The following is a 23,650-nucleotide window of genomic DNA, read 5'->3' as shown; positions in this document are numbered from 1 at the left end:
CTCAGCGCAGCCTGCGGGTGAACTCGCGCACGTCACCGACCAGCAGATCCGGCTCCTCCATCGCGGCGAAGTGGCCGCCGCTCTTGAACTCGCTCCAGTGCGTGAGGGAGGGCAGGATCCGCTCGGCGAGGCTGCGGACGGGCCGGGAGGCGTCGTTGGGGAAGACCGCGACGCCGACGGGGGCCGTCAGCGGCCAGGGGCCGCCCCAGGTGCGGGCGAAGTCGGCCATCAGGTGCGCGGACTCGTAGTACAGCTGGGCGCTGGAGCCGGCCGTGGCGGTGAGCCAGTAGATCATGACGTGAGTCAGCAGGCGGTTGCGGTCGACCGCGTCGTCCGGGGTGGGCGCGTCGGTCCACTCCTTGAACTTCTCGGTGATCCACGCGAGCTGGCCGACCGGGGAGTCGGTCAGGGCGTACGCCAGGGTCTGCGGCCGGGTGGCCTGGATGCGCTGCCAGCCGATGCCCTCGTCGGCGAACCGGCCCGCGTGCTCCAGTTTCGCCAGGTCCTCGGGGCCCAGTCCGGCCAGGGCCTCGGGGTCGTCCTGAGGCGGGAACGTCACCAGCATGTTGATGTGGACCCCGGCCACGTGCTCGGGGTCGGCGAGGCCGAGTTCGAGGGAGATGACCTTGCCCCAGTCCCCGCCTTGGGCCACGTACCTGTCGTAGCCCAGGCGGTTCATCAGCTCGGCCCAGGCGCGTGCCACCCGCTTCACGTCCCAGCCGGTCTGGCCGGTCGGCCCGGAGAAGCCGTAGCCGGGGATGGAGGGGATGACGACGTGGAAGGCGTCGGCGGGGTCGCCGCCGTGCGCGGCCGGGTCGGTCAGGGGGCCGATGACGTCGAGGAACTCGGCCACCGATCCCGGCCAGCCGTGGGTGAGGACGAGGGGCATGGCGTCGGGCTCGGCGGAGCGGACGTGCAGGAAGTGCACATCGGTGCCGTCGATCGTGGTGATGAACTGCGGGTACCGGTTCAGTTCCGCCTCGGCGGCACGCCAGTCGTAGCGGTGGCGCCAGTACTCGGTGAGCTCCTTCAGGTAGCCGACGGGCACGCCGCGGTCCCAGCCGACTCCCGGTATCTCCGCGGGCCAGCGGGTGGCGTCGATGCGGCGGTGCAGGTCCTCGATCGCGGACTGCGGGATCTCTATGCGGAAGGGGCGCATGGTCTCGGGCACCTCGGTGTGTTCTCGGCGGTGGAGGGGGTCAGGCGGCCAGGCTCGAGGAGGGCCGGGCGCGGAAGGCTGCGACGGAGGCGACGAAGTTGCCGATCAGTCTCGGTCCGTCGACCGTGCAGATGCTCTCGGGGTGGAACTGGACGGACTCGACGGGCAGCGCCGGGTGCCGCAGTCCCATCACGTATCCGTCGTCGGCGGACCGGGCGGTGACCTGGAGGGCGGCGGGCACGGTGTCCTCGGCCACGACCAGGGAGTGGTAACGGGTCGCCCGGAAGCCCGGGGGCATCCCGGTGTACAGGCCGCGTCCGTCGTGGTCGATCCGGCTGGTCTTGCCGTGCATGAGGTGCCGGGCCGGCACCACGGAGGCGCCGTAGGCCATCGCAATGGCCTGGTGCCCCAGGCAGACCCCGAGGATCGGCATCCGGCCCGCGAAGGCCCGGACGATCTCGACGTGGCCGGAGTCGGCCGGATGGCCGGGGCCCGGCCCCAGGAGGATCGCGTCGGGCCCCATCCGCCGTACGTCCTCGTGGCGCAGGGCGTTGGAGCGCACCATGACGGGTGCGGCTCCGGCGGACATGAGGTACTGGCGCAGGATGTCCACGAAGCTGTCGAAGGCGTCGACCACCAGGACCCGGGGCCGGGGGTCGCGGTGGCGATCCTCCTGCGGTCCGCGCGCGCTCACACCAGCTCCCTTCCGGTGACCGCCCAGCAGGCGGCGTTCATCTTGGCCAGGGTCTCGGTCCATTCGCGGTCGGGGAGGGAGTCGGCGACGATTCCCGCCGACGCCCTGGTGCGGTACTCGCCGTCGTGGTGGAAGAGGGTGCGTATGCACAGGGCGAGGTTCATGTAGCCGCCCACGTCGATCAGGCCCAGCGCGCCCGCGTAGAGGCCGCGCCTGCTGTGCTCGACCTCCTCGATGATCTCCATGGCCCGGATCTTCGGGGTGCCGGTCATGGTGCCCGCGGGGAACAGCGCGGCGATGACGTCGTAGTTGTCCCTGCCGGCCTCCAGCCGTCCCTGGACGGTCGAGACCAGGTGCAGTACGTGCGAGTACCGCTCGACGGTCAGCCGGTCGGGCACCGCCAGGGTGTCCTGGCGGGCGATCCGGCCGATGTCGTTGCGGCACAGGTCCACGAGCATGGTGTGCTCGGCGACCTCCTTCTCGTCCGTGCGCAGCCACCGCGCCGCCGCCTCGTCGTCGGTCCGGTGCCGGGGGGTCGTGCCCGCGATGGGGCGCATGGTGACGGCTCCGTCCTCGACCCGCACGAAGAGCTCCGGGCTCGCGCCGATGACGGTGTGGCCGCCGACGGCGGCGAGGTACATGTAGGGCGAGGGGTTGCGCCGGCAGAGTCGGCGGTAGACGTCCACGGGGTCGGCCGTGCTGCGCATCGACAGCTCGTGGCCGATCTGCACCTGGTAGATGTCGCCCACGGCGATGTGGCGCAGGCAGCGTTCGACATCGTCCCGGAAGGCCCGGGGGGTGGTGTCGTCCGCCACGTCGGCCTCGGGGACGGTGTCCGGTTCCGCGGCGGCCGGCTCGGCGCGAGCCAGCAGGGCGATGAGCTCGTCCGCGTCGAGGGCGGGCCAGTGGGGGGAGGCGTGCAGCAGCAGCCGCGACTCGCCGGTGGCCAGGTCGGCCGCCAGACAGCCCTGGTGGAGCACCAGGTGGACGTCCGGGAGGTCCGGCCGCCGCCGGATGCGGTGGGGCAGGTCCTCGATGTACCGGGCCGTGTCGTAACCGAAGTACCCGAGGAAGCCGAACCGGAACCGGTCCGCGGAGCCCTGCGCGTCGAACGCGGACTGCACGGCGCGCAGGAGCGGCCACAGGTCCCGCAGTTCGCGCAGCCGCCAGGCGGCACCGTCCTGCTCCAGCAGGGGGGCGACGCGTCGCAGCAGTTCCGTGCGCAGCGGTGGGACGCCGTCGACGCGCACGGAGCCGCCGGTCACCGACACCGAGAGCAGTTCGCCGAACCCGACGAACTCGTACCGGCGGTCCCGGACCGGACCGGCCGCGGACTCCAGCAGGAACACCTGGTCGCGGCCGAAGCGCTCGGCCAGTGCCCGGTAGGCCTGCAGTGCCGCGATTCGGGGGGCTTTGTGGCACTCGGTGCGCACGCCCACCGCGGGTGGTGCCGCTGCGGGTGCTGTCATGGCGGTTCCTCCGGATCAGTTGTCGATCGCGAAGCGGTGCGCGACCTGCCGGGCGACCAGTGCCGCCCGGTCCGGGTGGGACCTGTGGTCCAGGACCCGTGCCGCCTTCCAGCTCACGAAGGAGCCCGTGGCGGTCACCGGGTCCAGCGCGGTGTCGACGACGGTGCGGACGTGCACGCCGGTCCGCTCCCGCAGCCGGGCCGCGACTCGGGCGCCGACCGCGTCCGGGTCGCCTGCTCCGGGACGCAGGTCCATGCGCACGGTCACCTCGTCGGCGCCGTCCTCGCGGCGGTCGATGACGGCCTGGTATCCCAGGCAGCCGGTGACCCCGTCGAGGACCGCGGCCTCCAGTTCGGCCGGGTGGAGCAGGGCGTCGCCGAGCCTGATGCGGTCGGCGGCCCGTCCGACGACCTCGACGACCGGTCCGGGCAGCGGCGCGCCGGGGGGCGCGGGGGTCAGCCGGACCAGGTCGCCGGTGCGGTAGCGGATGAGCGGCTTGATGCCGTCGACCAGCATGGTGAGCACCAGTTCGCCCTCCCCGATGTCGCCGAGGAACTCGCCGGTGTCCGGGTCGACCAGCTCCACCAGGTAGTTGAGCTGGGACAGGTGAAGCCTGCCGGTCCCGGCCCCGGTGGCGACGCACAGCGCCTCCTGCGAGCCGTACAGCGTCGGGTGGACCTCCGCACCGTTCCAGACGGAGGAGGCGTTGGCGGCGAACTGCGGGGTGCAGATCTCCCCCAGCACCAGGAACATCTTCACCGGCAGCCGCGCCAGGTCGTATCCGTGGTGCTGCGCGGCCTTGGCCAGGCTGAGGCACAGGGCCGGGGCGCAGACGACGACCTCCACGCCCAGCTCCTCGATCAGCCGCAGCGCCTTGCGGAAGCCGACCCGCGGCGATTCGGGCCAGATCTTGACGTGGCAGGCGCCGAGCGAGGCGGCGACCGCGCCGAACACGTCGCCGAACGCGTACAGTTCCGACGGCCCCATCAGGCCGATGACGGGCATGCGCTTCCCGAAGCGCGACCGGAAGAGCCGGCGCCAGGACTCCTCGACCGCGGCGTTGCTGGTGAGGACGTCCTTGGGGCCGCGCGGGCACGGTGTGGCCGCGCCGGTGGTGCCCGTCGTCTCGTAGTAGACGACCGCTTCGGCGATGCTTCCCGAGAGCACGGCATGCATCTCGCGGCGCAGGTCGTCCTTGGTGGTGAAGGGCAGTGACGGCAGGGTCCGCGGGGTCACCCGCTCGATGTCCACGCCGGCGAGGTGCCGGCGGTAGAAGTCCGAGCGGGTGGTCACGTGGCGCAGCACCGCGGTCAGCCGCTCGCCGCGCCAGCGCTCCCAGTCGTCCGGGGTCATGGTGCCGCCGTAGAACGAGCGCCGCACCCTGTCGTAGGCGGCCCGGAAGGCCCGCAGTTCGCGGTCGGTCTCGTGGTCCGGGGGCGCGGCCGCCTCGGTGACGGCGTTCACCGCTGTGCCTGCATCTCGTTGAGCGGCAGGTTGACCCGCTCGTTGACCTCGCCGAAGGGCATCAGGTCGTCACGGCCGGTCAGCCGCCGGTGCTCGCGGAGCAGCTCGATCATGTCCACCATGCGTTCGACCATCCGGGACACGTTCCGCAGGCCCTCCTCGTCCTTGGCCGCGTCCCCCTTGTGCAGGGCGTGCACCGTGGCCGGGAAGCCGCTGCCCACCAGGATCATCCGGTTGAGCAGCGCGTTGACCGTCAACTGCGCCCAGGTCTCGCCGGCGCTGTAGCGGCGGGCGACCGAGATGACCCCGGCGACCTTGTTGGTCAGCGGCCGGTCGAAGCGCAGGTAGCCGACTCCGGCCCGCTCGATGAAGGTCTGCATCAGGCTGGCCGTGCCGAATCCGTGGACCGGGGCGGCGAAGATGATCCCGTCCGCGGCGATCATCTTCGCCACCACCGCCGGCAGGTCGTCCGTCACGGCGCACGCGACCGGGCGGTCGTTGCAGTCGCCGCACGGCCCGCAGCGTTCCATCCTGATGTTGCGCAGGTCGACGACCTCGAAATCGACACCACGGAGGGCCGCGACCGATGCGGCGTGTCGCAGGACGTCGGTGGTGTTCCCCTCCCGCTCGGAGCCGTTGACGGCGAGGATCTTCGGTGATGCGATCACGGTGTTGTCTCCTTGGAAGGCGATTCAGCCGCGGTCGGCGGTGTGCACGCCCGGGCCCACCGGCCGGTACTGCGCGGGGGCGGCGGCCGACTCGTCGGGCACGTACTGGGCGGGCACCGTTCCGGGGGCGGTGCGGCTCGGCCGGCCGAGCCGCATGATCGGGCGTTCGAGCAGGTAGTAGCTGGCGGTCGCGATCACCACGGTGATCGCCATGGTGAAGACCAGCAGTTCCCAGAAGCCCATGTGGCCGCGGAACTGGGGGGTGGGGACGGGAGAGGCTCCGAACATGCTTCCGTTCCTGAGCCAGACGTTGATGACGATCTCGTGCCACAGGTAGACGCCGAACGAGATCTTGCCCAGGAAGAGCATCGGGCGGTTGGTCAGCAGGCCGTCCATGAAGCGCGACCTGACGCCCGGCACGGTCATCGGGGCGATGATCAGCAGTGCGAAGGCGAAGACCAGGAAGTGGTCGACGACCTCCTGCACCAGCGCCGCGGTGTCGCCCATGCCCGGGGTGCCGATCAGCTTCGCCGCGTACAGCGCGTAGACGCCGACCGCGAGGGTCCAGCACGCCAGCGGGCGCCGGAGCACCAGGCGGTGGAAGGCGGGGGTGCGCGGCGCCGTCTCGGCGTACGCGATGAAGACGGCCAGGGCCATGCCGCCGGCGAAGTAACCGACGTAGTAGGGGGGCCAGTACCACTGCATGGTGGCCCCGGTGGACGGGAGGTTGGTGTAGATGATCCAGGCGAGGCCGATCAGTTCGAGGACGACCAGCGGGATCAGCAGGCGGCGGGCCTTGGCGCCGGTGCTCCGCGCGCCCCGGGCGAGGCGGTGGCCGATCCAGGCCAGGACGGGCAGCGCCAGGTAGAAGGCGAACTCGGTCGGCACGGTCCAGGTCGGCTCGATGCCGTGCAGCGGCTGGTCCTCGTACCAGAAGAAGTGCACCAGCAGCAGCGGCCGCAGGAAGTCGCCGACCCCGTTGAGCTCGTTGTAGTTGAAGCCCACCATCGCGAAGACCACCAGGGCCCAGTAGGCGGGCAGGATGCGCAGGGCGCGCCGCTTGAGGAAGGGGCCGGTGGCCGGCCTGCTGGCGCCCTGGAGGGTGACCCGGGCGTACGGGCGGTAGAGCATCAGGCCGGACAGGACGAAGAACGGGGGCAGGCAGACGCCGAGGCCGTCGGCGAGCACACCCCAGAAGCCCTTGCCCGGCTGGTCGACGAAGCTGCTGACTCCGGCCTGGAAGGCGACGTGGTAGACGACGACGCCGAAGGCGAGGAACCCGCGAAGCCCCTCGAACTTCGGTATTCGCTTCTGCCCCCCGGTCCGGGTATCGGTCAGGCTGTTCGCCGACATGGCTGCCCCCTCATGAGTTGACGCGCTTTCGCGTGCGATCGTCTTCGCCCGCACCCGCCTTCCGCATCTCCTGGAATGCTGGTTGTGGCCGCCGGACGGCGGCGCCCGGGCGGAGGACGCGCCTCCTCATCCGGACCGGGTCCGCGGGCCGCGGCCCGCCGGGCGCGCGGCCCCCGCCCCCGGACGCCGGCGTTCCGTCCCGGGCGGGCCGGTGCGGCGGCGGGGACCGTCCCACCGGCCCGCGTCGGCGGCGCCGACCAGTGCGGACCGTCCGTGCGCGCCCTGTGCCAGGAGGGCGCACACGGACGGCGCGTCGCCCGAGCGCAGGGCCGCCGCGGCCGACAGCAGCCGGGCGGCGACCTCCTCCGCCACCTCGGCCACCGCCCCGGCGTTCTGGGCGAGGATCTCGCTCCACAGGCCGGGGTCCCCGCCCGCGGTCCGGGTGGTGTCGCGCAGGCCGGGTCCGGAGAGGGCGAGGAGGGCGGGGTCGGTGTCGGCCAGGCGGGCCGCGAGCGCCGCCGAGACCAGGTGCGGGCCGTGGGAGAGCACCGCCGCCGCCCGGTCGTGCTCCCCCGGGGCCAGCGCGACGGGTTCCGCCGCGCACCGGGACACCAGATCGGTCACTGCGTGGAGGGCCGTCGACGGTGTCGTGCCGAAGGGGCACAGGATCCAGGGGCGGCCGGCGAACAGATCGGCGCGGGCGGCGGCGGGTCCCGACAGCTCCGCCCCCGCCATCGGGTGTCCGGGGACGTAGCCGCGCAGGTCGCAGCCGAGCAGTTCGGCCTCGGCGCAGATGTGCTCCTTGGTGCTGGCCACGTCGGTGTAGGCGTGGCCCAGTCCCCGCGCCTGCGCCTCGTAGAGGACCTCGACGACGGTGGAGGGCGGTGTGGCGACGACCACGACGTCCGCGGGCGGCCGGCCTGCGGCCAGGGCCGTGCCGGCGCCGAGGAGTTCCGCCTCCGCCACCGCGGCCGGGTCGCGGTCGTGGAGGGCGACCTCGACGCCGCTGCGGGTCAGGGCGAGTGCCGCGGAGGTGCCGATCAGCCCGCAGCCGATCACCGTCGCGGTGCGCAGGATGGTGGGGGTCATCGTCTGCTCCCGGCGGTCGGCGCCTGTGCCCTGGGGCTATGCCCGGTCGCCGAACTGGCCGGGCCGCCGGCCCTCTCCGGCCGGCCCCCGGTAGGCCTGGGCGATGTCCAGCCAGCGGTCGGCCTCCTCGCCGGTGGCGACGAGGGCGAGGTCGTCGCGGTGGCGGCGGCGGGTGACCAGCAGGCAGAAGTCGTGGGCCGGTCCGGTGACCTTGCCGGCGGCGTCTTCCGGTCCGAAGGCCCACAATGCGCCGGAGGGAGCGGTCAGCTCGAAGCGGAACGGCTCGGCCGGCGGGGTCAGGTCACGTGCCAGGTAGCCGAAGTCGCGGGTCAGCCAGGCGAAGAAGGCCAGGTGGCGCAGCCGGTCGGTGGGCTCGCGGCGTACGCCGAGGGCGTCGGCGATGTCCTGCCCGTGGCCGAAGACCTCCATGATCCCGGCCGAGGCGAGCACGGCCGGCGGCAGCGGGTTGACCAGCCACGGCACGGTCTCCCCCTCGGGGACGGCGGCGAGGGCGTCGACCGACGCCTGGCCCAGGGCGCGGAAGCGGCCGAGGAGCTCGGCCGGCGGGAAGGCGTTGAACTGCCGCAGGGCGGCGTTGACGGAGCCGTCGAAGTCGTGGGCGGCGCCGGCGGCGATCTTCGCGAAGGCGTCCGGGTCGGAGGCGGCGGTGCCGGCCAGGTGGAAGATGAACGTCAGGTGGGCGATCTGGTCGGCGACGGTCCATCCGGGTGCGGGGGTGGGGGTCTGCCAGCCTGCGTCGTCCAGCCCCTCCACGAGGCGGGCGGTCTCCTCGATGTCGGTGGCCAGGTCCTTCAGAACGTCGTTGAGGGTGCTCATCTTCTCGTCTCCTGTCGGTGGAAGGGGGTGGTGTCGCCGGTGCGCGCACCGGGACGGGTACCGTGCGTGCGGTTCCGCGGAGCAGGGAGGCGGAGTCGGGCTCCGATGCCCACGGCGGTGGTCAGAGCCGCCCAGGAGGCGAGCTCGACCAGCCTCCCGTCGCCGGGATGCGCGGCCCGGAAGTCGTCGATGTCCGTGTCGGTGACCTGGTAGGGGGCCCGTGCGACGAGCAGGGCCAGGCGGGCCGCGGGGAGGTCGGCCGTGCCGGTCCCCGCCAGCGCCTCCTCCAGCCAGGCCCGGCTGGGGCCGGGGGCGGCCCGGTGGGTGTGGAGCAGTTCGCGGACCCCGTCGGGGATCCAGTGGCCGGCGCTGTCCACGGCCGCCACGGCCCGGGCGAGGGCGCCGGCCACGGAGGGGCTGCCCTCGGCCCAGTCCAGGGCGGGGGGAAGCGGGGCGGCGGGCAGCAGGTCGAGCGAGTCCCCCGGCCGCGGGGTGGTTCCCACGGCCGGGCGCATGGCTCGGGCCACCGTCCGCAGGACGGTGCCGCGGACGGCTGCGGGGGCCGACGGCGGGACCGGGGACTCGGGCAGGAAGAGCCCGACCATGCGGTTGAGGTAGTGGAAGGTGACGGCGACGCCGAGGATCTCGGCCGCGTCGTCGGAGCCGAAGGGGGGCCGGCTCTCCTCTCCGGCCGGTCCGGCCGTGGTGCGCGCCCAGTCGGCGAGCGGTCCGAGGCCGCCGGCGGCGGGCAGGGTGTCCAGCTTGGCCTGGTGGATCTCGACGCAGTAGGGGCACTGGTTGGCGAGCGACACCGCGGTCGCGACGGTCTCCTTGGCCGCCCGGCCCACCCGGCCCGGGACGAGCAGGGTCTCCCGCAGCAGCGCCCAGGCGGCGGCGAGGGTGGCGGGGGCGGGCGAGTGGAGGGCCAGCGGCGGGGCCACGAGGCCGAAGTCGCGCTCGGCCTGGGCGTACACCCGGGCCACCAGGCCCCGCGCCGCGGCCGGGCGGACGGCCTCCACGTGGCGGATGTCGCGGAGGGAGCCGCCGAGCGCCTTTCTCACGAGCGGTCGCATCACCGTCTCCTGTCATCGTCGGTGGTCGGTCCCGTGAAGCAACCGACGGGTCGGCCGGAGATCCCGCGGGAAGCGGGCGGGCGGCGGCCCGTCACACCCCCGCTGTCCGGGGCAGCAGCGGCAGGACGCCCCTGCGGCCGCTGGTGCCGCCGCCCGGGGCCGGTGCCCCGTAGACGACCTCGACGCCCCTGGAGCGGGCGGCGGCCACGATGTGGGGGATCGCGCGCTCGGCGAGCGCCGCGATCGTCATGGCGGGGTTGACGGTGAGCGCGCCGGGGACGGCGGAGCCGTCGGTGACGAAGATGCCGGGGTGGCCGCGCAGTTCGTTGGTGTCGTCGAGGGCGGAGGTGTGCGGGTCGTCGCCCATGCGGCACGAGGCCAGGGGGTGCACGGTGTAGGCGCCGACCAGGTCGTTGGTCCAGGGCATCACCTTGGCCAGACCGTCCTTCTCCAGGATCTCCTTGACCTCGGCGTCGGACTGGTTCCAGCCGCGCCAGGTGTTCTGCGTCGGCACGTACCTGAGGCTGCCCCGGCCGAGCATCTGCTGGGAGATGCGGTGGGCGTTGCCGGTGGCCGGCGGGGGGCCGAAGACGCCCTCGTTGTCGTCCTCGGTCATGGAGAAGATGGTGAGCCAGGACTTCCAGTTCTTCAGGAGCTCCTTCTTCTCCTTCCCGAACCACGACGGCGCCGCGCCGCCGGGCACCTGGGCGAGGATGGTCCCCAGGCCCGGGGGGAAGTAGAGCTGCTCCAGGCTGTAGCGGGAGTACTCGGGGAGGGAGCCGTCGAGCCGGTCCCAGCTGGCCACGGTCGGGCCCCTGCCGATCTGGTTGGCGGCGTACGCCCGGCCGTCCCCGCGGGACAGGCCCAGCAGCTCGGCCGCCTTCTCCTCGTCGACGACGGCGGTGTTGAGGCGCTCGCCGTTGCCGGAGAAGTAGCGGCCGACCGCGTACGGCATCGCGCCCAGGTGCGCCTCGCTGCGCTGGAGTATGACGGGGGTGGCGGCGGCGCCGGCCGCCATCACGACGATCCTGGCCTCGATCACGCCGGAGCCGTTCTGGAGCCGGTAGTCACGGTCGTGCACGATGTTGTAGTGGACCCGGTAGGCGCCCTCGGGGGTCCGCGTCAGGTACTGCACCTCGTGCAGCGGGCGGATCTGCGCACCGTGCGCGACGGCGGCCGGCAGGTAGTTGACCGTGAGGGACTGCTTGGCCTCGAAGCGGCAGCCGGCCATCATCCAGTTGCAGTTGGTGCACCGCGAGCCGTCGATGGCGACGGCGAGCGGGTTGGCGGTGCGCCCGGCGCGGTGGCACGCGGCCGCCCACAGGCCGCCCGCGTAGCTGACGTCCTCCCACTGCTGCCTGCGGACCGAGAGGGACTCCTCGATCCGGTCGTACCACGGGTCGAGGGTGTCGCGACTGACGGACTTGGGCCACATGCGGCGGCCGATGCTGCCGTGCCGGTCGAAGACGAAGCGGGGGGCGCGCGGCATGGCCGCGAAGTAGACGACACTGCCGCCGCCGACGCAGTTGCCGCCCAGCACGCTCATCCCGTCGCCGACCACGAAGTCGAAGATCCGCGTGTAGGAGGAGCCGAGTTTGTAGTCGTGGTCGAACTCGTTGCTCTCCAGCCAGGGGCCGCGCTCCAGCACGGTGACCTTCGCGCCGCCGGCGGCGAGGTGGTAGGCGGTGATGGCGCCGCCGAAGCCGCTTCCGATCACCAGGACGTCGGTCCTCTCGATCGTTTCGCTCATGCCGGGCTCCCGGAGGGTGTGGTGTCGGGGTGGAGTCGGGCGAGGGCGCGGCCGTACCCGAAGTCCCGGAAACGCCACAGTCCGTCGGCGTCGGGACTGGTGATCCCCATGGCCAGCAGGCCGGGGTGGCCGCCGTCGATCGCCTCCGCGGTGTGCAGGTGCGCGGCCGAGTCGAAGGCCATGTTGCAGAAGAGGGCGAGGAGGACCCAGAACTCCCTCTCCGGGTGACCGGGGGCGGTCAGGTTCCGGATCAGCGCCACGCGGTCCTCGTAGCCGAGGGCCACGAACGGCGGGACCGTCGTGTCCAGGGAGAGGTCCGCCCGGGCGGCGTGGGCGCGGGCGTGGTCGTTGACCAGCTTCGCCAGGTCCTCCAGGCCGTCGTGGACGCCCGTGGCGTCCCAGCGCAGGAGTTCCAGAGCCCCGGCGGCGACGGCGCCGCCCCCCTCGGCGGCCCCGGCGACGGCCCTGTCCCCCGGCCAGCGCTTCTCGCCCGGGACGATCGTGTCCGCGTACGCCTCCAGTGTGAGGGTCGCTTCCTCCGTGATCTCGACCCGGCGCTCCACGTCTTCTTCCTGTGTCCGCAACTGAGTCTCCGTTCCGGTGGTATCGGCGTTGTCCCGGTGGGGTGAGAAGAAAGCTAGGCCGGGTGAGTCTTTTCAAACAACCGACCGGCTGTGCGTTCGGGCGAACGCGGGTTTCTTCATGCAATCAACCGGAGTCGGCACGTCGCCACCGCAGCTCTCGCGGCGAAAACCGGGGCCGGGTAACGTCCTCGAAGACGTGTTCCCCTATAGCCGCGCCACCCCAGCCGGGGGAGGAGAGCGGCGTACAGCAGCACATCCTGAAAACACGGGGGAGGGTAAGTTGGAAAGCACCGACAGAGCCCTTGAGCTGCCGGCGGACTTCACGGACTGGGTGCGGATCGAGGCGTTGCTGCCGGCGGACTCTCCGCGCCTGGGTGGTCTCGACGAAAACCACGTGAGGCGACTTGCCGAGATCTACCCGACGTTGCCTCCGATCCTCGTGCACCGCGCGACGATGCGTGTGGTCGACGGAATGCACCGGCTGGCAGCGGCGAAGCTCAGGGGCCTGACCACCGTGCGGGCCCAGTACTTCGACGGCACCGAGGAGGACTCGTTCGTCCGCTCGGTCTCGGCCAACGTCACTCACGGGCTCCCGCTCTCGATCGACGACCGCAAGGCGGCGGCCCGGCGCATCCTCGCGTCCCACCCGGACCTCTCCGACCGGGCCGTCGCATCCTGCGCGGGACTCGACCCCAAGACGGTCGCCGCCCTGCGGCCGCGTTCAGCCAGGGATTCTCCGCGGTCGAACGTACGAGTGGGCAGCAACGGCAGGGCCCATCCCCTCGACCGCACCGCCGAGCGCCTGCACGCGGCGGAGCTGATGACCGCCCACCCCGACCTGCCCCTCCGGGCCATCGTCAGGGAGACAGGGCTCTCCCTGGGCACCGCCCACGACGTCCGGCAGCGCCTGCTGCGCGGGGAGGCGCCGGTCCCCGACAACCGCAGGCAGCCGGGCCGGATCCCGTCCCCGCGCACCGCGGCCCCGCCGGCGGACGATGCCGGCGGGGCCGCGGCCGGGCCCGCCGCTCCCGGGGGGCCCCGGCTGGCGCCCACCGCCGCCGGAAGGTCGAGGACCTCCCTGGAGATCCTGCGCAGACTGGCTGCGGACCCGTCCCTGCGGCATTCGGAATCAGGCCGCCATTTCCTGCGCTGGCTCCATGCCCATTTCGTCGTGGACGACGCCTGGCGCCAGCGGGTGAATGCTGTTCCGCCTCATTGCACGGCCACCGTGGCAGAACTCGCTCTGCAGTGTTCGAACACCTGGAGAAGGTTCGCCGAGGACCTCACCAGCCGTCGGCTGTCGGATACCGCCTACACGCCGGATGTGCGAGCTGCTTCGAAAACCCGACGCTGACGGTACATCTCCGCATCGGTACGGTTCACGACGTCAAGGGAGACACGGTGACATCCACCGCCATTGAGCATGCTGTCCACAGGGTCATCGACGACATGCGCACCAATCTCGGTCAGGATCTGACCATCGACGACATGGCCCGCACCGCCATGTTCAGCAAGTTCCACTTCACCCGGGTATTCAAGGATGTCACCGGAACCTCTCCCGGGCGTTTCCTGTCGGCCCTTCGGCTCCAGGAGGCGAAACGCCTCCTGATCGACACCGAGTTCAGCGTCGCCGACATCAGCAGCATGGTCGGCTACAGCAGCGTCGGCACCTTCAGCTCCCGGTTCAAGGCCTGTGTGGGCGTCTCCCCGAGCGTCTACCGCGAGCTGGGGGGCTTCGCCGACAGCATCGGTCCCGAGTCCCCGGCCGGCTCCGGCGCCTCCTCGGCCCGTACCACGCTGCGCGGCCAGGTCCACCTTCCCGAGGACCGCTCCGAGGGCCACTGCTACGTCGGCCTCTTCCCCACTCCGGTCCCCCAGGGCCGGCCGACACGGTGCAGGGTACTGAACGCTCCGGGGCCCTTCGAGCTGAACGACGTCCCGGACGGCACCTGGTACCTCCTGGTGCACTCGGTCCCGTACGGCCAGGAGCACCTCACCTCCGGTTCCTGTGACAGGGACAGCGTCTCCGTGGGGCGGTACGGGCCGGTCACGGTGGGGGCCGACACCCTGCCCCTGCCGGTCGACATCACGCTGCGTCCGCTGGACGTCTTCGACCCGCCGGTGCTGCTGGCCCTGCTGGACCTGCGCTCCGCCGCTCTGGAGGTCGCCGCCGGCTGACCCCGGAACCGGACCGGCTCCGGGGCGCTGGGACACGGCCGCACCCGTCCCCGGCCGTGTCCCACGCCCCGCTCACCGTGCGCGACGGACCGTCATGGGGAGTCCGCCGCGCATCCGCAGGGACATCATCGGCTCCGCGACCCCTTCGTGGCCGGGCACGACGTCCATGTCCAGGTCCCGGGTCAGCAGGGCCGTCACGAAGACCGCCTCCATCATCCCCAGTCCGCTGCCGACGCAGAACCGCGGCCCGGCGCCGAAGGGGATGTAGGCGTAGCGGGGGCGATCGGCGGCCCGCGCCGGATCGAACCGCCCGGGGTCGAAGCGCTCGGGCTCCTCCCACAGGCCGGGGTGGCGGTGCAGGGTGTACGGGCAGACCAGGACGTCGGCCCCGGCCGACACCGCGTACCCGCCGACCTCGTCGGCGCGGCGGGCGACCCGCGGCAGGATCCACACCGGCGGGTACAGGCGCATGGCCTCCTGGACGACCTGCGTGGTGTACGTCAGCTTGTGCAGGTCCTCCGCCTCCGGCGGCCGGCCGCCCGCCAGCACGCCGCGGGCCTCCTCGCGCACCAGGTCCCGGACACGCGGATGGCGGGCGAGCAGCAGCAGGGTCCACCCCAGCGTGCTGGCCGTGGTCTCGTGCCCGGCGAGCAGCAGGGTGACGAGCTCGTCCCGGAGCCGCCCGCGTCCCGCGGCCGGGTCGCTCTGCGCACGGGCCGCCAGGATCATGCGGGAGAACGCGTCGTCGGCGCTCTCCCCCTCGGCCATGCGCGCGCCGCGGTCGGCGACCAGTTCGTCGACGATCCGGGTCAGTTCCCGACGTGCCCTGCGGAACCGCCGCTGGGTCCGCAGCGGCACCCAGACCGGCACCAGACCCTGGGTGACCATGTCGAACATCGCCTGGTCCTGGACCGCCTCGAAGGCGTGCGCGATGCCCCCGTACCCCCCGAGGTCCGTGTCGAGCACGGTCCGGCCCAGCACTCCGAGGGTGAAGCCGGTGACCTCGTGGAGCACGTCGACGGGCCCCTGCCCCCCGCGCCGGACCAGCAGGTCCAGCAGCCTCACGGCCTCCTCCGCCACAGCACCGGCCTGCGCGGCGATCCGCCCCGGTCTGAACGCCGGCTGCACGGTGCGCCGCTGGGCGCGCCACAGCTCGCCCTCGCTGGTCAGCAGCCCGTCGCCGAGCATCCTGCGGGACTCCACCAGCCCGATGCCCTTGCGGTAGTTGGCGGCGTTGTCGGCCAGCACGTGCTTGGCGTAGTCGGGGCGGTTGAAGACGTACATCCTCTTCGGCCCCACGGAGACGCGGACGGCGTCGGCGAGGGCCGCCGCGTCGCGCATCATCCCGAGCCGGTCCACGGCCAGCTTGCGCAGCAGGCCGGGCAGCGCCCTGAGGGGCGGCCCCGGCGGGCGGGCGCTCACACCGCACCGCCCTGCCGGCCGACCGCGGGCGGCCGGAAGCGCCCGCGGTGGAACACCAGCGGCTCGCCCGGCGGCGCCTCGTCCAGGGCGAGCACCTCGCCCACGCAGATGGTGTGGTCGCCGCCGTCGTAGACACGCCACTTCGCGCACTCGAAGTGCGCGGCGGCGCCCGCGATCAGCGGGGCGTCGGCCGCCCGGCCGGGCAGCCAGTCGACGGCGTCGAACTGCACGGCGCCCATGGGCCGGGAGCGGCTGGCGAAGTACCGGGCCACGTCCTCCTGGCCGGCGGCCAGCACCGACACCGAGAAGGTGTCGGTGCCGGCGAGGACGCCGTGCATGACCGTGTCCCTGCCGACGCACACCAGGACCAGCGCCGGATCGAGGGAGACCGAGGTGAACGAGTTGGCGGTCATGCCGTGGGGCGAGGCACCGCCGACCGTCACCACGGTCACCCCTGTGGCGAACGCCCCGAGGGCCCGGCGCAGCCGGGCGGTGCCGACCGGCTGCGCGTCCAGCGGCGGTGCGGCGGTCGGCGCGTTCATGCCGTCCGCCCCAGCAGCGTCCGGCTCCGGGCCGAGTACGGCTCCAGCGCGCGGGCGAGCGCCTCGGGGATCAGCGCGGGCACCGTGTTGGTGTTCGGGCCGCGCATGCACGCGATCCGCTGTCTGCCGCGGGCGACCAGCGTCTCGGCGCCGTCCTCGGTCACCTTGACGTAGTCGAAGGTGAACTCCAGCTGCGTCTGGCCGAGCTCCGACAGTCGCATCCGGACGGACAACTCGTCGAAGGCGGTGATCTCGGCGAAGAACTCGCACTCCACCTTCAGCGTGAACAGCTTCAGGTCGCCCTGGACGTCGGCGAGGACCTCGGGGGCCTTCTGCTTGAGGAACAGCTCGCGGCAGCGCCCCTGCCACCGCAGGTAGTTCACGTAGTAGACGTTGCCGACGAGGTTGGTCTCCTCGAAACCGACCGTGTGCCGGTACTCGAAGTAGTCGTCCGACATGGCCTATGACCGCCCTTCCGTGAGTTCCGGTTCGTGCGTGAGGAATGCGAAGACGGCGGGTTCCAGGGCGTCGCGGAGGGCGGTGACGAAGGTCGCGATCCGCAGTCCGCCGGCGGCGAAGAGCACCCAGGCGTTCCTGCTCCGGGGCAGGACCGTCAGCGGCGCGCCCGCCATGACCCCGGCCTTCTTCAGGCACTCGACGGCGCTCCACACCCGGGTGGCGGCGGTGTCGGGTGCCTCCCCCGTCTCCCTGGCGACCAGCTCCGCCACGGCGGTGTGCTCTCCGAGCAGGTCCTCCCACTCGGCCGCCGGGCGCATGCAGACGGCCTCGATGTCGCAGGCCACCTCCGCGTCCGACACGGCGCTGAGGGTGATGCCCAGGCCGTGCGCGGCCGACACGTGCCGGTCCCCGTCGAGTTCGGGGCGCCCGTCGGGCCGGTGGCGCACGGCCACCGGGGCCCCCAGGGTCCGGGCCGCCGCGGTCGCGGTGAACCGGCGGCGCTCGGCCACGGACTCGGCCGGTGTGTCGCCGTGCGGCTCGACCGCGACCGCGATGCGGGCGCCGAGCACGTCCTCGAGCGTCCGCTCCAGGTAGGGGCCGAGCAGCGGGGCGACCCACGGCCCGGACCCGTCCGTCTTGCGCACCGCGTGCAGGGTCAGGCCCTCCCAGCGCTCGACGACGGTGCCGTCGGCGTCACGGACCGCGATGTCGTAGACGTAGGTGTCGCCGTCGCGGCTCCGCTCGACCGCGCAGTAGCGCAGTTCGTCCGGGACGTGCGGGCCGGCGCCGAGCGGGTGGATGCGCTCGACCCCCGAGGGCAGCAGGGTGGCGTCGGGGACGCACACCTGGTTGCCGTGCATCAGCGCGTCGCGCATGCCGGGGTCGGCCAGCAGCAGTTCGCCCGGGAGGAAGCCCGCGAACCAGCCGTCCTGCCGCCCGCGCACCTCGACGTCGGCGTCGACGTGGCGCGCCGCGGCCCGGTGGAAGCGGCGCAGCCGCTGGAAGCGCGCCCCCTGGAACAGGATGGTGCCGTACAGGTCGTCCGCCGGGTCCAGCGGGACCTGCGGTGTCTCGGCCGCGGTCTGCAGCGGCGGCCCGTCCGGGACGGCGGCGCCGGAGTAGACCAGCCGGGCGCGGAAGTGCTCCGCGGCGAAGCCGGTGTCCTCGGCGTGGACGGCGACGTCGACCGTGTCGGCGCCGGTGACGGTCGCGGCGACGCGGATCCGGGTGCTGCCGTTCGGCGGCACCACGATGGGCCGCAGGAAGCGCGCCCCCTCGATCACCGGCGTCCCGGTCCACCCGGTGGCCGCGGCGGCGACCTGGGCCATGGCCTCCATGCCCATGACAGCAGGCATCAGGAGGTTGCCGTCCAGCAGGTGGTCGGCGAGGTAGGGGTCGGTCCCGGCGTTCAGCTCGGTCTCGGTGACCAGCTCGACGCCGTGGTAGCGCACCAGCGGGTTGCCGGTGAACCGCAGCAGGGGCAGGGCCGGCAGATCGCGCCGGACCGTCTCGATGCCCTCCGTCCGGCCGCTGACGACCGTCACCACGGGCGCGTCCGGGTCGGATATCAGCCGCAGCAGGATCTCCACGCCCTGGTCCGGGGAGACCGGGGTGATGCCCTCGCGGGCCAGCGACTCGACGACCGAGAGCTTCTCGCCCATGCCGACCCCGGACCACACCGACCACTCCAGGCACCGGGCGCGGACCTGCGGGTGGGCGCGGGCGACCTCCTCGGTGAGGTCGGCCAGCCACTCGTTGGCGGTGGCGTAGTGGGCCTCGCCCCGCAGACCCGCCCGGCCGATGATGCTGCCGAAGGAGACCAGCAGCTTCAGGTTGCCGGGCCCGACCGCGTCGAGCACGGTCCGCAGGCCGTCGACCTTGGGCGCGAAGGTGCGGCGGAAGTCCTCCGGCTGCAGCCCGTGGAGCGGTCCGGGCTCGTTGCGTCCCGCGCCGTGCAGGAGACCGGTGACCGGCCCCAGCTCCTCCTGCAGCTCGGCGACGGCCCCGCGGACCTGCTCCGGGACGGTGACGTCGGCGCGCGCGTAGCGCACGGTGACGCCGCTGTCCGCCATCCGCCGCAGGTTGCCCGCCAGTTCCGGGTCCTGGGCGGGGTCGGAGCGGCCGAGCACGGCGAGCCGCGCCCCGCTGTCCCGGGCCACGGCGAGGGCGCACTCGGCGGAGATGCCCTTGCCGCCGCCGGTCACCAGCAGGACGTCGGAGGAGCCGAGCGGGGGATCGGCGCGCTCCGCGCGGACGGGCAGGGCCCGCAGCGTCGGCACGCGGCGTACGCCGTCGGCGCCGTAGTGGGCCTCGGAGAAGTCGGCGGTCGCGGCCACCTCGGCCACCACCCGCTCGGCCAGGCCGTCCGTCACCGGGGCATTGACGACGGTGATGCGCAGGTGGGGGGCTTCCTGGTGGAGCGTCTTGGCCAGTCCGGCCGCGCCCCGGCCCTCCTGCACCAGGACGAAGCGCCGGCCGCTCTCCCCCGCCAGGACGTCCTTCGCGCCGGCGAGCGCCTGGTCGATCTGCTCGGGGGAGCAGCCCGCAGGCAGGCACACCAGCACGCCGGAACCGACCCCGGCGTCCTGGAGCGCTTCGCGCAGTTCCCCGGCCACCGGGTGGCCGCCGGGGGCGAACAGCTTCCAGGTGCCGCCGGACTCGCGCGCGGCGGCCCGGGGCAGGGGCACCTCGTCCAGGTCCACGGCGAAGGCGCGGACCCAGGGGGCGGCGCCCGCGACCACCGCGGCGGCGGTGCCTCCCTCGCCCCGGCCGCCGGTGTCCACCAGCGTGTCCAGCGCCTCGGCCAGTTCGGCCAGGGTCGCAGTGGCGAAGTTGGTCGGCACCCGGGCCGCCTCGATGCCGAGGCGGGACGCGGCCTGGTTGACGATCTGGCCGACCGTGATGGAGCTCATGTGGAGGTCGTCCAGGAGCCTGCTGCCCGCGTCCACGAGGTCGGTGGGAAGCTCGGCGCGCTCGGCGACCAGGGCGCGCAGTACCTCCAGCGACGAGGGCCCGTCCCCGCCTCCGTCGGCTCCGGCCGCGGTGGCGGTGGCGGTGACAGCCGGTGCGCTCCCGCCCTCGGGAGCGTCCGCCGCGCCGGGGGCCGCGGTCGCGGCACGGTCCCGCTCCACCGCGGCGGGCAGGGAGATCTGCGGCGCCCGCTCGCAGGGGCTGGCCAGGAAGTCGAACTCCTGGCCGATCTCCAGCGGCCGGATCAGCCGGTCCTGGAAGAGCCGCTCGGGGGCGACGGACGCGCCGATGACGTAGGCGGCGCCGACCACCCGCAGCAGCCCCCGCAGCGACTCGTCGTCGGTGTCCAGCGCGACGGACGGAACGCCGGTCGTCTCCGTGGCGAGCGTGCTCAGCACCTTCCCCGGACCGACCTCGACGAACAGGTCGACGTCCCGGGCGGCGGCCGTGACCGCCTGGGTGAACAGCACGGGGCCGGTGATCTGCCGCCGCAGCAGCTCCGCCAGGTCGGTGTCCGGGGCCAGTTCGGCACCGGTGACGGTGGAGACGACCCGGGCGGCGACCGTCCCGAAGCGGGCGCCGTCGAGCCAGTCACCGAAGGCGGCGGCGGCCGGCGCCACCAGCGGGGAGTGGAAGGCGTGCGACACCGCGAGCCCGGTGCAGCCGACCCCCGCTCCGGCGGCACGGTCGCGGACCTCGTCGATCGCGTCGACCGGTCCGGCCACGACGGTCTGCCCGGGACCGTTGTACCCGGCGACGACCACGGGCAGACCCTCGATGAGGCTCGCGGTCTCCTCCGGCCCGGTGCCGAGCGAGGCCATGGTGCCCGAGGCGCTGTGCTCGGCCATGGCACGGCCCCGGACCCGGGCCGCCTGGAGGAGGGCCTGCTCGTCGAGGGCGCCGGCCCAGTGCAGGGCGGACAGTTCGCCGAGGCTGTGTCCGAGGGCGAGGACCGCTTCCACCCGCAGGGCGTCCAGCGCGCGCAGCCCGGCCGCGGAGCCGGTCACGATGCGCGGCTGGGCCACGTCGGTGGCCACCATGTCGCCGGCGGTGGGCAGGTCGGCGGCCTCGTAGACCTCCGCCACCTCGGGGAAGCGGCGGCGCAGGGCACCGCCGCCGGTGCCCCTGCCGGACCCTTGTCCGGGGAAGAGGAAGCCGACCCGCCCGCGTCCGCCCGCGTGGCCGAGGAAGCTGCGGCCGTCGGCGGCGAAGTGCGAGGTCTCCCCCGCGCCCAGGATGTCGGCCAGGCGCCGCAGCCGGCGTTCGGCGTCCTCGGGGGAGGTGGCGACGACGGCCGCGCGGTGGGGCAGGCCCCGCAGCTCGCGCTGGAGCGTGGCGGCGAGGTCGCCGACCTGGGCGTAGGAGACCTGCGTGACGAAGTCGGCGACCTCGGTGAGCCGGGCGCGCAGGGCCTCGGGCGAGTCGCCCTCGAACAACAGCAGTTCGCAGTCCTGCACGGAGTCGGCCAGTGCGACCGAGCGGCGGCTGGGCACCGTGCGGCGGCGGGTGGCGGGCTCGTCCAGGACGACGTGGGTGTTGATGCCGCCGAAGCCCATGGCGGTGATGCCGGCGCGGCGCGGCGCGCCCTGCGGCCAGACCTCGGCCTTGCGCAGGGCCCGCAGGTTGGCCCGCTCGCCGGTGAGCAGCTCGTGCGGCTCGACGCAGCCGATGGCCGGGGGCAGGACCTGGTTGTCGATGGCCATCGCCGCCTTGATCAGCCCCGCGACGCCGGCCGCGGCCTTGGTGTGGCCGATCATGGCCTTGATGGAGGTGATGGCGGCGGCCGGGGCGTCCGGATTCGCCGCCGCCCTGGCTCCCGTCAGGGCGGCCAGTTCGGTGGCGTCCCCCACGGCGGTGCCGGTGCCGTGGCCCTCGAAGAGGGGCACCGTGTCGATGCCGAAGCCGGCGCGTTCGTACGCGCGGCGCAGCGCCAGCCGGTAGCCACCGGCCTCGGGGCGGGTGATGCCGCCCTGGCCGTCGGAGGAGACGCCCCAGCCCGCGATCGTCGCGTAGATGCGGTGGTTGCCCGCGAGGGCGTCCTCCTCGCGCATCAGGACGACCATGCCGCAGCCCTCACCGGGCCAGAAGCCGTTGGAGTTGCGGTCGTACAGGCGCATCTCGCCCTTGGCCAGGGCCCCGGTCTTGGCGAACCCGATGATCTCGAACGGGTCGATCGACAGGTCGACGCCTCCCGCCACGGCGACGTCGATGTCGCCGTTGGCCAGGGAGGTACCGGCCGTGGTGACCGACAGCAGCGAGGAGGAGCAGGCGCCGTCGACGGTGTACCCGCCGCCGTTGAGGTCGAAGTGGTTGCAGATCCGCCCGGCGATGGTGTTGGCCAGACCCCCGGCCAGGGTGTCCTCGTCGACGGCCGGGAACGGCTCCTTGTACGCGGTCTCGACGTCGGCGAGGAAGTCGGCGATCCGCCCGTCGTCCCACTGGCGGCCCCTGAGGGCCTCGGCGACGACGCGGCGCACGTACGGCCAGCGCAGCCGCATCACGTTGGCGCGGGTGAACTCGCCGGTGAGGGTGTTGCCCACCACGACGCCGGTGCGTTCGCGGGGGAGCCCTTCGCCGCCTGCGAACCCGGCGTCGGCCAGGGCCCGTCCGGCCGTCTCCAGGGCCAGCCAGTGGGTGAGGTCGGTCGAGCGGTAGGTGCTGCCCGCGATCTTGTGGGCGACCCGGTCGAACTCGTATCCCTCCAGCACCGCGGCGTTGCGCGCGTAGAAGCGGTCGGGGGCGGCGGGGTCCGCGTCCCAGTAGTCGTCCAGGCGCATGCGGACGTCGGGCAGCCGGCGGAAGGCGCGGCGTCCGGCGACGGCGTTGTCCCACAGGTCCTTGGGACCGGCGGCGTCGGGGTAGCGGCACGCCATGCCGACGATGGCTATCCTGCTCATGCCGCCACCGCCACCTTCTGGCGCTCGCTCTCCTCACCGGGCACGGCGGGCTGGGGCGGGCAGGCGCACTCGCCGGTGCAGCCGCCGGGGCACTGCCCGGCGGTGAGCAGGTCGGCGGCGAGCCGCTCGCGCTCCTGGGTGCGCTTGCGGTCGAGGATGTCGACCGTCCACAGGTGGGCGCCGCGGATCAGGCAGACCAGGGCGGTGGCGAAGAAGAGGCCGTAGGCGATGCCGAGGGCGGTCAGCACTCCGTACATGGCCGCCACGCCGCCGCCGAAGGCGATCTGCCCGATGCGGGAGGACGGTGTGGTCCCGGGGTCGGTGATCATGTAGTTCGTGAAGAGCACGAACGCCACGCCGGTCATCATCGCCAGGGCCGCGGGGATGGAGGTGCCGAACAGCAGCCCGCGGACGACGGCCTGCAGCGCGAAGCCGCCCACCCAGGCGAGGATCAGCCACATGCGCTCGGTCAGCTTGGCGTTGAGCATGGTGCCCAGGGAGATGATGATCGCCGGGACCAGCCAGTCGAAGCCGCCGTCGAGGTACTCGGTGAACTGGTACGGCGGGGCGATGCTGGCCCAGGGGAACAGCAGCAGGATGACCGCGATGCCGAAGTTGGACGGGTTCATGTAGTGGCGCATGCGGCCGCGCACCGGTGCGCGCAGCACCCACTTGGTGCCGACGGCGACGATGACGCCGAACACCATGACCCACACCATGTCGTTGACGTAGGACAGCATGTTCACGGCGAGGCCGGTGATGTGCGCCGGGTAGAGGAACTCCATCAGGCCGCGGAAGCCGTTGCCGCGGAACCGGGGCGCCCGGCCCTCGACGCGGGCACCGATCACCTCCAGGACGATCTCCACCGTGTAGGCGGTGGCGAGGGCGATGAAGGGCCAGGTCCACGGCTGCTCGAAGCCGAGCACCGTGTAGCCGAACACGTTGAGCACGGAGATCGAGATCGCGAACCGGCGCAGGGCGGTGACGACCTTCACGCTGTGCCGCTGGGGGGCGGCGGGTGTCTTCTGCTGGACGGACATGG

Annotated in this window: 18 protein-coding genes; 2 read left to right on the top strand and 16 right to left on the bottom strand. The window is 73.2% G+C overall.

All coding sequences use genetic code 11. The features are described 5' to 3' along the window. Position 1: 1 nt before the first annotated feature. The 11 genes from ACFSJS_RS24480 to ACFSJS_RS24430 all read right to left on the bottom strand — a co-directional run bounded on the left by ACFSJS_RS24480 (position 2) and on the right by ACFSJS_RS24430 (position 12,119). Positions 2–1,159, bottom strand: coding sequence for an epoxide hydrolase family protein (locus ACFSJS_RS24480; RefSeq protein WP_380904066.1), 1,158 nt, complete (start codon positions 1,157–1,159; stop codon positions 2–4). 40 nt (positions 1,160–1,199) lie between these two features. Next, positions 1,200–1,853 carry an anthranilate synthase component II gene (locus ACFSJS_RS24475; RefSeq protein WP_380904012.1) on the bottom strand — a complete coding sequence of 218 codons (654 nt, stop codon included), beginning with the start codon at positions 1,851–1,853 and terminating at the stop codon, positions 1,200–1,202. Then, a complete protein-coding gene (locus tag ACFSJS_RS24470) occupies positions 1,850–3,322 on the bottom strand; it encodes an anthranilate synthase component I family protein (RefSeq protein ID WP_380904010.1) in 1,473 nt (490 codons plus the stop codon). Before ACFSJS_RS24470 ends, ACFSJS_RS24475 begins: the two co-directional genes overlap by 4 nt. 15 nt (positions 3,323–3,337) lie before the next feature. Then, the gene (locus tag ACFSJS_RS24465) at positions 3,338–4,786 is read right to left on the bottom strand and encodes a phenylacetate--CoA ligase family protein (protein ID WP_380904008.1); all 1,449 of its coding nucleotides are present in this window, start codon (positions 4,784–4,786) and stop codon (positions 3,338–3,340) included. Then, on the bottom strand, positions 4,783–5,454 hold the full coding sequence (locus ACFSJS_RS24460; RefSeq protein ID WP_380904006.1) for a flavodoxin family protein: 672 nt from the start codon (positions 5,452–5,454) through the stop codon (positions 4,783–4,785). The genes ACFSJS_RS24465 and ACFSJS_RS24460 overlap by 4 nt, the downstream gene beginning before the upstream one ends. A gap of 24 nt (positions 5,455–5,478) precedes the next feature. Beyond that, positions 5,479–6,807 carry an acyltransferase family protein gene (locus ACFSJS_RS24455; protein ID WP_380904004.1) on the bottom strand — a complete coding sequence of 443 codons (1,329 nt, stop codon included), beginning with the start codon at positions 6,805–6,807 and terminating at the stop codon, positions 5,479–5,481. Positions 6,808–6,933: 126 nt separating this feature from the next. After that, entirely contained in the window at positions 6,934–7,896 is a 963-nt protein-coding gene (locus ACFSJS_RS24450; RefSeq protein ID WP_380904002.1) for a prephenate dehydrogenase, read from the bottom strand. A gap of 36 nt (positions 7,897–7,932) precedes the next feature. Beyond that, positions 7,933–8,733 carry a TIGR03084 family metal-binding protein gene (locus ACFSJS_RS24445; protein ID WP_380904000.1) on the bottom strand — a complete coding sequence of 267 codons (801 nt, stop codon included), beginning with the start codon at positions 8,731–8,733 and terminating at the stop codon, positions 7,933–7,935. Beyond that, complete coding sequence (locus ACFSJS_RS24440; RefSeq protein ID WP_380903998.1) at positions 8,730–9,806, bottom strand: carboxymuconolactone decarboxylase family protein; 1,077 nt, start codon at positions 9,804–9,806, stop codon at positions 8,730–8,732. Before ACFSJS_RS24440 ends, ACFSJS_RS24445 begins: the two co-directional genes overlap by 4 nt. A 91-nt stretch (positions 9,807–9,897) precedes the next feature. Further along, positions 9,898–11,556, bottom strand: coding sequence for an FAD-dependent oxidoreductase (locus tag ACFSJS_RS24435; protein WP_380903996.1), 1,659 nt, complete (start codon positions 11,554–11,556; stop codon positions 9,898–9,900). After that, on the bottom strand, positions 11,553–12,119 hold the full coding sequence (locus ACFSJS_RS24430; protein ID WP_380903994.1) for a DUF5987 family protein: 567 nt from the start codon (positions 12,117–12,119) through the stop codon (positions 11,553–11,555). The genes ACFSJS_RS24435 and ACFSJS_RS24430 overlap by 4 nt, the downstream gene beginning before the upstream one ends. 328 nt (positions 12,120–12,447) lie before the next feature. On the opposite strand from ACFSJS_RS24430, the gene ACFSJS_RS24425 reads away from it, so the two are divergent. Both ACFSJS_RS24425 and ACFSJS_RS24420 read left to right on the top strand, forming a co-directional pair. Next, positions 12,448–13,494 carry a ParB/RepB/Spo0J family partition protein gene (locus ACFSJS_RS24425; RefSeq protein WP_465269804.1) on the top strand — a complete coding sequence of 349 codons (1,047 nt, stop codon included), beginning with the start codon at positions 12,448–12,450 and terminating at the stop codon, positions 13,492–13,494. A gap of 47 nt (positions 13,495–13,541) precedes the next feature. Then, a complete protein-coding gene (locus ACFSJS_RS24420) occupies positions 13,542–14,318 on the top strand; it encodes a helix-turn-helix domain-containing protein (RefSeq protein ID WP_380903990.1) in 777 nt (258 codons plus the stop codon). A gap of 72 nt (positions 14,319–14,390) precedes the next feature. Here the strand turns inward: ACFSJS_RS24420 and ACFSJS_RS24415 are convergent, their stop codons facing one another. From ACFSJS_RS24415 to ACFSJS_RS24395, 5 genes are read right to left on the bottom strand one after another with little or no spacing between them, the layout of a single operon-like run. Further along, the gene (locus tag ACFSJS_RS24415; protein WP_380903988.1) at positions 14,391–15,740 is read right to left on the bottom strand and encodes a cytochrome P450; all 1,350 of its coding nucleotides are present in this window, start codon (positions 15,738–15,740) and stop codon (positions 14,391–14,393) included. Beyond that, complete coding sequence (locus tag ACFSJS_RS24410; RefSeq protein WP_380903986.1) at positions 15,737–16,282, bottom strand: flavin reductase family protein; 546 nt, start codon at positions 16,280–16,282, stop codon at positions 15,737–15,739. The genes ACFSJS_RS24415 and ACFSJS_RS24410 overlap by 4 nt, the downstream gene beginning before the upstream one ends. Next, entirely contained in the window at positions 16,279–16,740 is a 462-nt protein-coding gene (locus ACFSJS_RS24405) for an acyl-CoA thioesterase (protein ID WP_380903984.1), read from the bottom strand. Before ACFSJS_RS24405 ends, ACFSJS_RS24410 begins: the two co-directional genes overlap by 4 nt. Before the next feature lie 3 nt (positions 16,741–16,743). Beyond that, positions 16,744–22,608 carry a type I polyketide synthase gene (locus ACFSJS_RS24400; RefSeq protein ID WP_380903982.1) on the bottom strand — a complete coding sequence of 1,955 codons (5,865 nt, stop codon included), beginning with the start codon at positions 22,606–22,608 and terminating at the stop codon, positions 16,744–16,746. Next, positions 22,605–23,648, bottom strand: coding sequence for an enediyne biosynthesis protein (locus tag ACFSJS_RS24395; RefSeq protein WP_380903980.1), 1,044 nt, complete (start codon positions 23,646–23,648; stop codon positions 22,605–22,607). The genes ACFSJS_RS24400 and ACFSJS_RS24395 overlap by 4 nt, the downstream gene beginning before the upstream one ends. Positions 23,649–23,650: the final 2 nt, after the last annotated feature.

Origin of the sequence: Streptomyces desertarenae (assembly GCF_042681365.1) — a bacterium.
In the GTDB taxonomy this organism is placed as follows: Bacteria; Actinomycetota; Actinomycetes; order Streptomycetales; family Streptomycetaceae; genus Streptomyces; species Streptomyces desertarenae.
This window is presented reverse-complemented; position numbering and strand designations above follow the sequence as displayed.

Excerpts from the sequence above, each read along its gene's own strand:
- ACFSJS_RS24480 (WP_380904066.1), bottom strand. The coding sequence starts at position 1,159 with ATGCGCCCCTTCCGCATAGAGATCCCGCAGTCCGCGATCGAGGACCTG.
- ACFSJS_RS24470 (WP_380904010.1), bottom strand. The coding sequence starts at position 3,322 with ATGACAGCACCCGCAGCGGCACCACCCGCGGTGGGCGTGCGCACCGAG.
- ACFSJS_RS24455 (WP_380904004.1), bottom strand. The coding sequence starts at position 6,807 with ATGTCGGCGAACAGCCTGACCGATACCCGGACCGGGGGGCAGAAGCGA.
- ACFSJS_RS24450 (WP_380904002.1), bottom strand. The coding sequence starts at position 7,896 with ATGACCCCCACCATCCTGCGCACCGCGACGGTGATCGGCTGCGGGCTG.
- ACFSJS_RS24445 (WP_380904000.1), bottom strand. The coding sequence starts at position 8,733 with ATGAGCACCCTCAACGACGTTCTGAAGGACCTGGCCACCGACATCGAG.
- ACFSJS_RS24440 (WP_380903998.1), bottom strand. The coding sequence starts at position 9,806 with ATGCGACCGCTCGTGAGAAAGGCGCTCGGCGGCTCCCTCCGCGACATC.
- ACFSJS_RS24435 (WP_380903996.1), bottom strand. The coding sequence starts at position 11,556 with ATGAGCGAAACGATCGAGAGGACCGACGTCCTGGTGATCGGAAGCGGC.
- ACFSJS_RS24410 (WP_380903986.1), bottom strand. The coding sequence starts at position 16,282 with ATGAACGCGCCGACCGCCGCACCGCCGCTGGACGCGCAGCCGGTCGGC.
- ACFSJS_RS24405 (WP_380903984.1), bottom strand. The coding sequence starts at position 16,740 with ATGTCGGACGACTACTTCGAGTACCGGCACACGGTCGGTTTCGAGGAG.
- ACFSJS_RS24400 (WP_380903982.1), bottom strand. The coding sequence starts at position 22,608 with ATGAGCAGGATAGCCATCGTCGGCATGGCGTGCCGCTACCCCGACGCC.
- ACFSJS_RS24395 (WP_380903980.1), bottom strand. The coding sequence starts at position 23,648 with ATGTCCGTCCAGCAGAAGACACCCGCCGCCCCCCAGCGGCACAGCGTG.